This is a genomic window from Proteus sp. TJ1640, from assembly GCF_003144445.1.
GTDB classification, from domain to species: domain Bacteria; phylum Pseudomonadota; class Gammaproteobacteria; order Enterobacterales; family Enterobacteriaceae; genus Proteus; species Proteus penneri.
The window spans coordinates 242,804-256,069 of record NZ_PENY01000022.1 but is presented as its reverse complement, the minus strand read 5'-3'; the positions used below and the strand labels follow the sequence as shown (position 1 = coordinate 256,069).

The 13,266-nt window shown below is 38.9% G+C and carries 12 protein-coding genes and 1 tRNA gene; 8 read left to right on the top strand and 5 right to left on the bottom strand.

Annotated elements, in window-relative coordinates; translation table 11 throughout:
• Positions 1-5: 5 nt before the first annotated feature.
• From fixA to DK861_RS10525, 4 genes are all read left to right on the top strand, one after another.
• Positions 6-782 (top strand): putative electron transfer flavoprotein FixA, encoded by a 777-nt coding sequence (gene fixA / locus DK861_RS10540; protein ID WP_006536184.1) that lies wholly within the window; start codon positions 6-8, stop codon positions 780-782.
• 11 nt (positions 783-793) lie between these two features.
• On the top strand, positions 794-1,735 hold the full coding sequence (locus DK861_RS10535; protein ID WP_109400047.1) for an FAD-binding protein: 942 nt from the start codon (positions 794-796) through the stop codon (positions 1,733-1,735).
• A gap of 63 nt (positions 1,736-1,798) precedes the next feature.
• Positions 1,799-3,085, top strand: a complete 1,287-nt coding sequence (locus DK861_RS10530) for an FAD-dependent oxidoreductase (protein ID WP_109400046.1) — start codon at positions 1,799-1,801, stop codon at positions 3,083-3,085.
• Positions 3,082-3,366: a ferredoxin ydiT gene (locus DK861_RS10525; RefSeq protein WP_006536179.1), complete on the top strand. Its 285-nt coding sequence runs from the start codon at positions 3,082-3,084 to the stop codon at positions 3,364-3,366. The genes DK861_RS10530 and DK861_RS10525 overlap by 4 nt, the downstream gene beginning before the upstream one ends.
• Before the next feature lie 74 nt (positions 3,367-3,440).
• Here DK861_RS10525 and DK861_RS10520 read toward each other — a convergent pair whose 3' ends face one another.
• From DK861_RS10520 to aspA, 5 genes are all read right to left on the bottom strand, one after another.
• Entirely contained in the window at positions 3,441-4,406 is a 966-nt protein-coding gene (locus DK861_RS10520; protein ID WP_006536178.1) for a helix-turn-helix domain-containing protein, read from the bottom strand.
• 995 nt (positions 4,407-5,401) lie between these two features.
• Positions 5,402-5,477 (bottom strand) — tRNA-Phe (locus tag DK861_RS10515).
• Positions 5,478-5,773: 296 nt separating this feature from the next.
• On the bottom strand, positions 5,774-6,346 hold the full coding sequence (locus DK861_RS10510; RefSeq protein WP_109400045.1) for a transcriptional regulator: 573 nt from the start codon (positions 6,344-6,346) through the stop codon (positions 5,774-5,776).
• 183 nt (positions 6,347-6,529) lie between these two features.
• Positions 6,530-7,855 carry an anaerobic C4-dicarboxylate transporter gene (locus DK861_RS10505; protein WP_006536176.1) on the bottom strand — a complete coding sequence of 442 codons (1,326 nt, stop codon included), beginning with the start codon at positions 7,853-7,855 and terminating at the stop codon, positions 6,530-6,532.
• 158 nt (positions 7,856-8,013) lie between these two features.
• The gene (gene aspA, locus DK861_RS10500; protein WP_036934358.1) at positions 8,014-9,438 is read right to left on the bottom strand and encodes an aspartate ammonia-lyase; all 1,425 of its coding nucleotides are present in this window, start codon (positions 9,436-9,438) and stop codon (positions 8,014-8,016) included.
• 374 nt (positions 9,439-9,812) lie between these two features.
• On the opposite strand from aspA, the gene DK861_RS10495 reads away from it, so the two are divergent.
• The 4 genes from DK861_RS10495 to DK861_RS10480 all read left to right on the top strand — a co-directional run bounded on the left by DK861_RS10495 (position 9,813) and on the right by DK861_RS10480 (position 13,251).
• Positions 9,813-10,319 carry an FxsA family protein gene (locus DK861_RS10495; RefSeq protein WP_006536174.1) on the top strand — a complete coding sequence of 169 codons (507 nt, stop codon included), beginning with the start codon at positions 9,813-9,815 and terminating at the stop codon, positions 10,317-10,319.
• 169 nt (positions 10,320-10,488) lie between these two features.
• A complete protein-coding gene (locus tag DK861_RS10490; RefSeq protein ID WP_036914050.1) occupies positions 10,489-10,782 on the top strand; it encodes a co-chaperone GroES in 294 nt (97 codons plus the stop codon).
• Between the two features lie 52 nt (positions 10,783-10,834).
• Complete coding sequence (gene groL, locus DK861_RS10485) at positions 10,835-12,481, top strand: chaperonin GroEL (RefSeq protein ID WP_109400044.1); 1,647 nt, start codon at positions 10,835-10,837, stop codon at positions 12,479-12,481.
• Between the two features lie 425 nt (positions 12,482-12,906).
• Positions 12,907-13,251, top strand: a complete 345-nt coding sequence (locus DK861_RS10480; protein ID WP_006536171.1) for a DUF4156 domain-containing protein — start codon at positions 12,907-12,909, stop codon at positions 13,249-13,251.
• The last annotated feature ends 15 nt before the right edge of the window (positions 13,252-13,266 follow it).

The window sequence follows — 13,266 nt, the reverse complement described above, 5'->3', positions numbered from 1 at the left end:
GAATTATGAAACTTATTGCCTGCTGTAAGGTTGTTCATGACGAACAAGACATCACAACGCGGCCTGATCGTACACTCGCAACTGATAATGCGGGTTTAAAAATTAGTTTATATGATTTAAATGCAATTGAAACCGCAGTAGAAATTGCCTCGGCTATAGGGGATAGCACCGTAACCGCATTAAGTGTGGGGACAAGTGCCATGGTAGAAAACGCGAAAATCAAAAAAGATATTTTATCGCGTGGCCCTGATGCATTAACACTTGTTGCTGATGATGCTTGCAATGCTCTTTATTCAACAGATACCGCCAATATTATTGCGCAAGCCGCACAAAAAATGGGTTTTGATTTATTAGTTTTCGGTGAAGGTTCGGGTGACTTATACGCTCAACAAACAGGTTTAGCGGTAGGTGAGTACTTAGGCTTACCTTGTGTTAATGCCGTTAATAAAATCACCGTTGAAGGTGACAAAATCATTGTTGAACGTGATCTAGAAAATATCACTGAAGAGCTAGAGCTGACACTACCTGCTGTTGTCTGTGTGACATCAAGCATTAACACACCAAAATTACCATCAATGAAAGCCATTTTAGCGGCGAATAAAAAGCCGGTTGAGAAACTTGGGTTAGGCGATATTGGTGTTGATATTTCAGCACTGACTGTAGTGCAAACACAAGTGTGCGCACCAGAACAGACTGATCGCCTTGGTATTATTTTAGAAGGTGATTCAGATGAAAATATTGCCACGTTTGCTGAGCATTTACGCCAAGCGGTTAATCAATAAGGAGATTAAAAATGGCTAGTTTACTACCTACTACCTTTGTTTATGCCGAGAAAGCGGATGATTTAGCGAAGCTGATAGCGTTTGCTCGTGGTCTTGGCGAAAAAGTGAATGTGTTATTTATCGGTGATGATGAAAGCACGCGTGAATGTGTCAGCCTTGGCGCTGATTGTGTCTATTGCTTTGCGCCACAAGAAGGTGTGATTGCTGAAGATTATGCGGCCTCTTTTGCTGAAATTATTAAAGAAGCAGGTGCTAATGCATTGGTTTTATTAGCATCATCAAAACGAGCAAAAGCCATTGCGGCTCGCCTAGGTGTGACGTTAAAAGCGGGTGTTGTCAGTGATGCATTAAGTCTGACTGTTGAAAACAATACTGTGATCGCAACACACCAAGTTTATGGTGGTTTAGCACATGCTAAAGCAGAAATTCGCTCACCTTATGCTATTGCTACCGTTGGTGGTGCATTAGATGTGGAGGTCATTACAGATGCGCCCAATGCATCAGTGGTACAAGGTACCTTTATCGCCCCAGCACATACATTAAAAGTGTTAGCTCGCAAGCCAAAACAAGGTAGTAGCGTTGATTTAGGTAAAGCGCATTGTGTTGTTGGTGTTGGACGTGGCTTTGGTAAGGCGGATGATATTGCGTTAGCGTCAGCATTGGCGAAAGCCCTTCAAGGTGAAGTGGGTTGTTCACGTCCAATTGCAGAAGGCGAGGGCTGGATGGAACACGACCGTTATATTGGTGTTTCAGGCGTGACCTTAGGTGCGGATGTATATGTTGCTGTCGGTATTTCAGGACAAATTCAACATATGGTCGGTGTAGATAGAGCAAAAATTATTGTTGGTATCAACAAAGATAAAAATGCGCCTATCTTCAATATGGTGGATTACGGGATTGTCGGCGACCTCTACAAAGTGTTACCTGCATTAACAGCAAAACTGGGCGGCTAATTCCCGTCGGTCGCTTAGTGAACGTATGCTAAGCGACCACACATAATAAAAGGATAGAAAAGTATGTCAGACGATATTTTTGACGCCATTATTGTGGGTGGTGGACTTGCTGGTGGTACTGCTGCCTATGTTTTAGCGCAAGCAGGATGTGATGTATTAGTGGTTGAGCGAGGTAATTTCGCTGGCAGTAAAAATATGACGGGTGGGCGTTTATACGCACACAGCCTTGAAAAAATTATCCCCAACTTTGCCGAAGAAGCCCCAGTTGAGCGCCTTGTTACGCGTGAAAAGATCTCCATGTTAACACCGACAGATGGTGTGACGTTAGATTATCAGCATAATCAGCAAGAAGAGGAAGCTGCACGCTCTTATACTGTATTGCGCTCTTCATTTGATCAGTGGTTAATGGAAAAAGCAGAAAATGCTGGCGCACAAGTGATCACGGGCGTTCGTGTCGATGAAGTATTAGTAAAAGATGGCAAAGTATGTGGCGTTAAAGCGGGTGATGATGAAATTGAAGCCCATGTGGTTATCCTTGCTGATGGTGTTAACTCGTTATTAGCAAAACAATTAGGTATGACGCAGAAAGTTAATCCTCATACTGTTGCTGTTGGTGTTAAAGAATTACTTGAATTTACGCCTCAACAAATGGAAGACCGATTTGGTTGCACCAATGATGAAGGGTTAGCTTGGCTTTTTGCGGGCGCACCATCAGGGGGATACTTAGGTGGTGGTTTTTTATATACCAATAAAAATACCGTTTCTTTAGGCCTAGTTTTAGGGCTACATAACGTCGATAAATTCGAAAAAACGGTTCCTCAATTATTAGAAGATTTTAAACAACATCCTGTTGTTGCACCGCTTATCAAAGACGGCAAATTATTAGAATATTCAGCCCATATGGTGCCAGAAGGTGGCATGAATATGGTGTCTGAATTAGTGAGAGATGGTGTATTAGTGGCGGGGGATGCTGCTGGTTTTTGCCTCAATGTAGGTTATACCGTAAGAGGGATGGATCTGGCGATTGCTTCAGGCGAAGCTGCCGCAAAAGCGATATTAATGGCGAAAGAACAAAACAGCTACAGTCAAAAAGAGCTGAGTTGTTATCAATCTTTATTAAATGACAGTTTTGTTATGAAAGATATGAAGCTATATAAAGATCTACCTGCTTTTCTTGATAACACCAGATTCTTTACGGATTACCCGCAAATGGCAGCCAATGTTATGCATGATTTATTCGTGATTAATGGCCCAGAAAAACCAGTACGTAAGAAAATACTGTCTCAAGTTAAGAAAGTCGGTGTGATGAACTTAATTAAAGATGGCTTTAAAGGAGTACGTTCTTTATGAGTCAAGTAAACGTAGACGTTAAATTAGGCGTTAATAAATTTAATGTGGATGAAGAAAATCCGCATATTGTCTTAAAGGATGATATCGATCCTGCACAATTTGAAATCTTAATGAAAGCTTGTCCCGCAGGGTTATATAAAAGAGATGAAAAAGGGCAATATCTTTTTGATTATGCGGGGTGTTTAGAGTGCGGTACTTGTCGTGTGTTATGTGGCGAGACGATTTTAAAGAAATGGGAATATCCGTGTGGCACACTAGGCATTGAGTTTCGTTACGGTTGATGTGATAACTTTTATTTCCCCTCTCTAGAATAACCTCCCAAATAGAAACTAGAGGGGGGAGATAATTAATCTATTTATCTCAATGAATGTATTTTTCGATACTCTGAAGGTGTCATAAAAAATTCAGATTTAAATTTTCGACTTAAATTAGAAATATCACTAAATCCACATTCATAAGCCAGTTGTGTAATATTTTTCTCTGCTAAAAGTGGATTAACTAACGCCGCTTTATAATTCTCAAGACGTTTTTGGTAGATCCAACGAAGTACAGAGGTATTTTGTTCTTTAAATAACATCTGTAAATAGCGTACTGAGATCCCACATGCATTAGCACATTCATTCACACTGAGATCAGGATCGGAAAGATGTTGCTCAAGATAGTGCTGAGCAAAATAAAACAGTGTTGATCTTCCTAAGCTTTGCGGTGGTGTCGCAATACTGAATTCGCTAAAGGCTGAGGTAATTAAATTCAATAAAATATCAGCAAGTTGTTGTGCATGTTGTGGTGGCATTGAATCCAAGAATGGAATATAACGCATCACAAAACTATAAACGAGAGAGCCGGTAATGCTATTACCACGTATCGCCCTTGCAGTAAGATTTTGGGTATTACCTAAACGTGATGCCAGTTTCTCCCTTGGGATCAGGATTTTAAATAACGAGTAGTCGTTATCAAAAGACCAGGATACGGGTCTTGCCATATCAAAAATACAAAAGTCGCCTTGTCGCAGAAATGCGGTTCTTCCATCTTGAGTTAGATGGCTGGTTCCTGAACGCTGTATCTCAATTTGAAAATGTTCTTCTAAGCTCAGTTTATGGCTCAAAGGACGGCTACTTGCCCAGTGCCCATTAGACTCTAACTGAATAAAGCGAATATTTGTCACCTTTTGCTCGACAATATTGGCATAAAATCGAGAATGAGGAGGCAATTCGACTTCATTGCATTCATAAGACGATAAAAAGCGGTCTTTTATTGTATCCCTGAATACGGAAAACCGATCTACGTCAGGGAGCTCCCGAGTCGTAAACATGCTTTTCATAGTACGCCCACTTTTATTGAAAGTATTTTTGTTGTGTAGCTACTCGTCGAGTATAAAAATGTCTTAACTCAGACAGAAATAGAATAATTTTTTCGATAACGTTAATCTAAACATTAGAATAGTACGTTTAAATAATTATTAATGAAGATATGTATTATCTTGCTTGTTAATAAATTGAAGACAATATATTTAAAAATTTTTAATTTATTTAAACTAAAGTCATGTAAATTATAGAACTAATTTATTGTATTTTTTATGCTATCATCTCTATGCTATTAATCCTAAGTTAATTTCCTATCTTTAGAGAGAGATCTCATAAATAGATTAAGAGTGATTCTTATTAATATCTTATTTATTTCATTCTTTTCAGAGTGTGAGTTAATATGGATTTTATGTACGGGGTATAATCGTTTGTTAAATAATATTGTTATTTATTGTTAATCATGACGTTATTAATTTTAGAAAATTAAATTTCTATAAATTTAATTATTAATAGAATTCATAATATATATTACAACAACTCTTCCTTTGGATGGTAATATCTTTGTTATATTAATATCTCTTACCATACTTTAATACGCTGAAAAAATATGTAGTTATAATCACATTCTATATTTAGTTTTCTATTTTATTTTTTATAGGTGTCAATATAACTTATTGAGATAAAGATAAATAAAAAAGCTGATTAATGAGATGATATAAGGCGATTGAAACAGTGCAACAGGTGAAGGTGTTAACAATAGACTAAAAGAGGAAAAGAAATAGCCTATAAAAGCAAGAATGCAGATGACTGAAAGAAAAACAAATGATAGCTATCGTACTGAAAAACCCCATTATTAAACTAGCATTTTATTAATAGTGTTGTATTTATTTTGATCTACTTTTTAGTAGATAGGAATGAAATAGGCAGAAAGGGGAACGGTATTTGTTAAGAATAACTATTAAATTAGTCTATAAAAGCAAAAAACCAGCCCTAAGGCTGGTTTTTCTAAAGATGGTGCCCGAACTCGGAATCGAACCAAGGACACGGGGATTTTCAATCCCCTGCTCTACCGACTGAGCTATTCGGGCTAACGAGGCGCATTAAACCGTATTCAGCCGGATGCGTCAACGTCTTTTTAATAAAAAATGCAAAAATAAGTTTGTTTGCTTTCTTTTTATTCTATTCAAGTTTAAATTTTCATCATAAGCTATTTTTTAGTAAAAAATGCTTAAATAACAATCAGTAAAGATATCCATTTTTTTGCATATCAAAGAGAAAATTTTCTCTTTTTTTGATGATTTAATTTCTTTTCCGCTACGCTATAGAAAGAAATTGAGGGAGTGCGAGAAAATAACTCATTTCTTTCGTTTTCTAACTCTCAACACTAACTTAATGCGCCATTTTTACGGCATTGAGCTATCTTAAGAATATCTTCTGCCAATAATTTTGCTGTAATAATATCATCAGCATGATGATTCACCATTAAACGGCTTAAACAGCCTTCTAAGATGAGTTCCATCTGTTTAGCAACTAACTCGCTGTCTTCGATATCAAGCTCGCGTAGTAGCGTTCTGGAGTAATCAAATGAGCTTTGTTTTTGACGTTGGCTTAATTGGTGGATTTGAGCGTGTTCATCAGGGTATGCGCTACATGCTGCAACAAATAAACAACCAGGAAAACGGTTTTTCTCTAAACGTATGGCGAGCTGATCATAACGTGCCAGTAATTTTTGTTCGATAGTCAGTTCTTCATCTAACATCACTTGGCGTTGCCAAATATCAATTTGTTGCCCATGATGGCGAAGACAATCAAAAATTAAGGCATCTCTATCCGGCCAGAATGGGGAAAGTTGAGATTCATTGATACCCGAATCTTGAAGAAGCTCTGGTAAAGTCGCCGCTAAGCCATATTGCTCTAACTGGATAAGTACGTGGTCTAATAACGCTTCACGTTGCACGGAAATCTCCTTAAATCACGTTGTCGCGAGAACATCATAATTAGCAGACTTTAACTAAAAATGAAAGCAAGAGGCGACAGGGTAAAATGAAAATACCCCATCTTGCGACGGGGTATTTTCTTGTTTTTTATTTTTTGTAAGCGCTAGGCGCTTTTTTGCAATGTTTTAATTTTTTACTTCAAACTACAGGATCATACCGCCGAAGAGGAAACCAAATCCGACAGCTAATACCACACCAATTGTACCAGGGATAAAGAATGGGTGGTTGAAGACTAATTTACCGATACGGGTTGTACCTGTGTCATCCATTTGAACTGCCGCAACCAGTGTTGGGTAAGTTGGCAGGATGAACAGACCAGAAACCGCAGAGAAAGATGCTATTGCAGTTAATGGAGATACACCTAGCGCTAAAGCCATTGGCATTAATGCTTTTGCTGTTGCTGCTTGTGAATATAACAGTGCAGAGCAGAAGAAGAAGATAACGGCTAATAACCAAGGATGGCCAGTGATTAAATCACCCGCAGTCAGTTTGATCCAATCAATGTTACTTGAAACAAAAGTATCACCTAACCATGCAACACCCAGAATACAGATACATGCACTCATACCTGCTTTAAAAGTACTTGAGTTGAGGATGGTGTCAGTTTTCACTTTACAGAAAACAGTGATAAGTGTTGCAACACTCAGCATGATGATCAGAATAGCGTTAGTTGTGTTCATTAACGGTTCTTTCACAATGCCTAAGCTTGGGCTGTTGATGATTGCATAAGTAACAACACAGACAACACCTAGTAAGAACAGCATTACAGATGATTTAGCACCTGGTAATGTTTCTCTGCGCGCTTGGCTACCACGTAACTCAACCAGACCTTGTTCTAAACGCTCACGATAGACTGCATCATCAGACAGTTTTGAGTTAAATACCCAAGACACGATGAATGACATCAGAATAATAGCAAGGAAAGTCGCTGGTAATAAGATAGACAGCAGAGTGATGTAGCTTACTGTGTTACCTTCACCGACCATTGCAGGGTTTTCCATGACAGATGCCATGTAGACAACCGCTGCAGAGATAGGTGATGCAGTAATACCGATTTGAGCTGCAACAACACCCGTTGATAAAGGACGGCAAGGTTTGATGCCTTGTTCTTTTGCAACTTCAGCGATAACTGGTAGTGTTGCTAAAGAGATGTTCCCTGTACCTGCAAATAGAGTTAAGAAATAAGTCACAATTGGCGCAAGAATTGTGATGTATTTTGGATTACGTCTTAACAGTTTTTCAGTTTGGCCAACAAGATAATCCAAACCACCAGCAACCTGCATCGCAGAGATTGCGGCAATAACAGCCATAATGATGGAGATAACATCAAAAGGGATTGAACCAGGTTTAACACCGATAGCGGCTAAAACTAAAACCCCTAAACCACCGGCAAACCCGATACCAATTCCCCCAAGTCTCGCACCGAGGAAAATGGCCAGCAGAACGATAATCAATTCTACGGCTAGCATAGCGTTTACTCCTTGAGATAATTAAATAAATGAGAAAGATAAGTTAAATTTTTGTTTTTACAATCAAGTAAAAAGGCACGTCTCTTAAAGAGTCCGTGCCTTGTATTTTTAAGAGCTCATTTTTATGTTTAACAGTGTCATGTTATAAAACATAATTATTAATCATCGAAGCGTTTTGCTTTGTAAGCCGGGTTTTTTAAGTTCTCGATAGAGAAGATATCATCCAGTTGTTCTTCGGTTAATAAACCACGTTCTAGAACAACTTCACGTACGCTCTTACCTGTTTCTGCACAAATCTTACCAACGATGTCGCCGTTATGGTGACCAATGAATGGGTTCAGATAAGTAACGATACCGATTGAGCTAAATACGAAGTGTTCACAAATTTCTTTATTCGCAGTGATACCATCAACACATTTTTCTACTAAGTTACGGCAAGCGTTGCTTAACAGAGAAATTGATTCGAACATTGCTTGACCGATAGCGGGTTCCATTACGTTTAATTGTAATTGACCTGCTTCTGCAGCCATAGTCACACAAGTGTCATTACCGATAACTTTAAAGCAAGCTTGGTTAACAACTTCTGGAATTACTGGGTTTACTTTAGCTGGCATGATTGAAGAACCTGCTTGTAGTTCTGGAAGATTGATTTCTTTCAGACCTGCACGAGGACCAGAGGACAGTAAACGTAAGTCATTACAGATTTTAGACATTTTCACAGCTAAGCGTTTTAACGCGCCGTGAACCATCACATAAGCACCACAGTCAGAAGTTGCTTCAATTAAGTCTTCTGCTGGAACACAAGCTAAACCAGTTACTTCTGCCAGTTTTTCAACCGCCAGTTTTTGGTAACCCGGTGCTGTATTCAGACCAGTACCGATAGCAGTTGCACCTAAGTTCATTTCTAACAGTAACTCAGCAGTGCGTTTCAGGTTTTTGATTTCTTCTTTCATCAGTACAGAGAAAGCATGGAATTCTTGACCTAAAGTCATTGGTACAGCGTCTTGTAATTGAGTACGACCCATTTTCAGGATGTCTTTGAACTCAACAGCTTTTCTATCAAAACCTGCTTTCAGCAGTTCGATAGATTCAGTTAATTTGATAACAGAGTTATAAACCGCTACACGGAAACCACAAGGATAAGCGTCGTTTGTTGATTGGCTCTTATTGACGTGGTCATTCGGGTTCAGGTATTGGTATTCACCTTTTTGGTGGCCCATTAATTCCAGACCGATGTTTGCGATAACTTCGTTGGTATTCATATTTAATGAAGTACCCGCACCGCCTTGGAATACATCAACTGGGAATTGATCCATGTGTTTACCTGTTTCTAATACTACGTCACAGGCTTTGATAATCGTATCAGCGATTTCACGAGGAATAGTGTGAAGTTCTTTGTTTGCTAATGCTGCGGCTTTTTTCACCATTACCATACCGCGGATGAATTCTGGAACATCATTGATGGTACGATCACTGATGTAGAAGTTTTCAATTGCACGTAAAGTGTGGACGCCATAGTAAGCATCAGCAGGAACTTCTCTTTTACCTAACAGGTCTTCTTCGATACGAGTTTTATTTGACATGAGAACCTTCTTATTAAAATTTTAACTGTCTAGTTATGCGCTTGTTAATAAAATATATCGTTAACGGTTAATAATGTAATATAACTTACCGTTTTGCTTGGTACTGACACGATCATATTCGGGTTGTGAACAAATACCTTTAAGCTGGATCACTTTATACGTAAATAACCTCTAAATATTTTCTTTTTGTGATCTATCTCATGGATTTTACCGTTCTAACTCTCTTTTTAACGCCCCTTGAAAAGGAGTGTTAGGCTCCCCATTATTATGTAGATAAACTAAGAAAAAGCGAGTTCGTAAACCATCACCTTAGATGTAGTTCACACTACTTTCTATTAATAATATGAATCTTTTTTTATAAAAAGGAGAACCAAGTGCGTTGGCTCCCATTAATTGTTATCTGTCTTCTTATCTATATAGAAGCTGTTATTTTCGTCAATGTAGCATCTTCGATTGGCGTGCTTACAACACTATTCCTTGTGGTGCTGACTTCTTGTGTTGGTGTCTCATTGGTAAAAAATCAGGGCGTAAAAAATATTGCTTCAATGCAGCAAAAACTTGCCGTGGGTGAAGTGCCTGCTGCTGAAATGGTGAAAAGCGTTTCGTTAATATTGGCGGGTATTTTACTGTTGATCCCAGGCTTTTTTACGGATTTCTTGGGCTTGCTGTTGTTGTTACCACCGTTGCAAGCACTGTTAGTGACTAAATTGATTTCTCGTATTCGTGTTTATTCAGCAGGTCATGGTCAAAGTGGATTTTCGTCTGATCAAAATGGAACAACATTTGAAGGCGAGTTTCAGCGTAAAGAGGATTCACCGAGTAACCAACTGAATAATAAGGCTGAAGATCAGAATAACGACCATTTTTCTGATAAAAAATAATCAGCCGAAAGCATAATCAACTGAAATGGGGAAAATTTGAAAAAAAATCACACTTCTCCCCTTGAAGTTTTACTTGATGCCCCCACCTGTATCGTCATGGTACTGGTTCATTTTGGGCACTGGTATCAACCTTAATCCTGATATGGACTTTTTTATAGGAGCACTATTAATGAAGATTCGTCCATTACATGACCGTGTTATTGTTAAACGTAAAGAAGTCGAAGCTAAATCAGCAGGCGGTATCGTTCTTACTGGCACAGCAGCGGGTAAATCAACTCGTGGCGAAATTTTAGCCGTGGGTCAAGGCCGTATTATGGAAAACGGCGACGTTAAACCACTGGATGTTAAAGTCGGCGATATCGTAATTTTTAACGACGGTTATGGCGTTAAAACAGAAAAAATTGATAACGAAGACGTGCTTATCATGTCTGAAAGCGACATTTTAGCAATTGTAGAAGAATAATTTTTCTCTTTTAAGATCTTCTTAAACTGAACGAATTCAAAGGAAATATACGATGGCAGCTAAAGACGTCAAATTCGGTGTAGATGCTCGTAATAAAATGTTACGTGGTGTTAATGTTCTTGCAGATGCAGTTAAAGTAACTTTAGGCCCTAAAGGTCGTAACGTTGTTTTAGATAAATCTTTCGGCGCACCTGTTATTACTAAAGATGGTGTATCTGTTGCACGCGAAATTGAACTCGAAGATAAATTCGAGAACATGGGTGCACAGATGGTGAAAGAAGTTGCTTCTAAAGCCAATGATGCGGCAGGTGATGGTACTACAACTGCAACAGTATTAGCACAATCAATCATTGCCGAAGGCTTAAAAGCAGTCGCCGCAGGTATGAACCCAATGGATCTGAAACGCGGTATCGATAAAGCTGTTATTGCAGCAGTCGAAGAACTGAAAAAACTGTCTGTTCCATGTTCAGATACTAAAGCGATTGCTCAGGTTGGTACAATTTCAGCAAACTCTGATGAAACCGTCGGTACTCTGATCGCGCAAGCGATGGATAAAGTAGGTAAAGAAGGTGTTATCACCGTTGAAGAAGGTACTGGCTTAGAAGATGAGCTAGATGTTGTTGAAGGTATGCAGTTTGACCGCGGTTATCTGTCTCCTTACTTCATCAACAAACCTGAAACGGGTACAGCAGAATTAGAAAACCCATTCATTCTGTTAGTTGATAAAAAAGTTTCTAACATCCGTGAATTACTGCCTGTTTTAGAAGCTGTTGCTAAAGCTAACAAACCTCTGCTTATCATTGCAGAAGATGTTGAAGGTGAAGCATTGGCAACATTAGTTGTGAACAATATGCGTGGTATCGTTAAGGTTGCCGCTGTTAAAGCTCCTGGCTTTGGTGACCGTCGTAAAGCAATGCTGCAAGATATCGCAACATTAACTAACGGTGCAGTGATTTCTGAAGAAATCGGCATGGAGTTAGAAAAAGCGACATTAGAAGACTTGGGTCAAGCAAAACGCGTTGTTATCAACAAAGATACAACAACGATTATTGATGGTTTAGGTGATCAAGACGCAATCAGTGGTCGTGTAGCTCAAATTCGTCAACAAATCGAAGATGCGACTTCAGATTATGACCGTGAAAAATTACAAGAACGCGTTGCTAAATTAGCAGGCGGTGTTGCAGTCATTAAAGTTGGTGCCGCAACTGAAGTTGAAATGAAAGAAAAACGTGCTCGTGTTGACGATGCTCTGCATGCAACTCGCGCAGCAGTTGAAGAAGGCGTTGTTGCTGGTGGTGGTACTGCTCTGGTTCGTGTTGCTAACGCTCTGCGTGAGATGGTTGGCGATAACGAAGAACAAACAGTGGGTATCCGCGTTGCATTACGTGCAATGGAATCTCCAATGCGTCAAATCGTTGCTAACGCAGGTGAAGAACCTTCCGTTGTTGTAAACAAAGTGAAAGCAGGTGAAGGTAACTACGGTTATAACGCTGCAACTGATGATTACGGCGATATGATTGATATGGGTATCTTAGATCCAACTAAAGTTACTCGTTCTGCACTGCAATTTGCTGCATCTATCGCAGGTCTGATGATCACAACAGAAGCGATGATCACAGATTTACCTAAAGATGACAAAATGGATTTAGGTGGCGCTGGTGGTATGGGCGGCATGGGTGGAATGGGCGGCATGATGTAATTCATCAGCTAACTATTTTACAAAGAAAACCCGAGCTTAGGCTCGGGTTTTTTTATATCTAAATACAATCGAGATTAAATATTACTATATTTGAATTAATTTATAGCAATATAATCGTCAGATGATGACTGATTATCTAACGATTTTTAAAAAATGAACAAATAGTGTGTTCATTCTCGCACTGTGTAGGCTGAAAATAAGACAGATCATTTTAAAAGCATAAAAGCAGTGTAGAATAAGAGCATTGTTGCTTTGTCTATCTCAAAGCCGAATTTATACATTAAAATAAGTTTGAAGCGAAAATAATATCTTAAAGCTATTGGCTAACGTTGAGATAGCAATGATGATTTATTTTTGCGCATAATAGGGATGACAAGGTATATTGTTGTCATGACTAAACGGACACTCAAATAAATGAGGGGATCATGCGAATTAAATTGTTATTGGGAGCTACTGCAGCATTGTTACTAGCAGGCTGTTCTGCAACAAACACATTAAGCACTGCTGGCTCACAGGTACAAATCACTGATACGCAACCAGGCAGTGAATGCCAATTATTAGGAACAGTGACAGGTGTTCAAAATAACTGGTTATCAGGTTCCCGTACTGAAAGCCAATCACTGCGAGGTGCTGCTAACGACTTACGTAATAAAGCAGCTGCAATGGGTGGTAACGTTATTTTTAACGTGGGTACTGGCGCAGGTAGCTTTGTTGATAGCTTTGCACCATTAGATAGCAAAATGAGTGGGCAAGTTTATAAGTGCCAATAAGGCATTTAATTTATT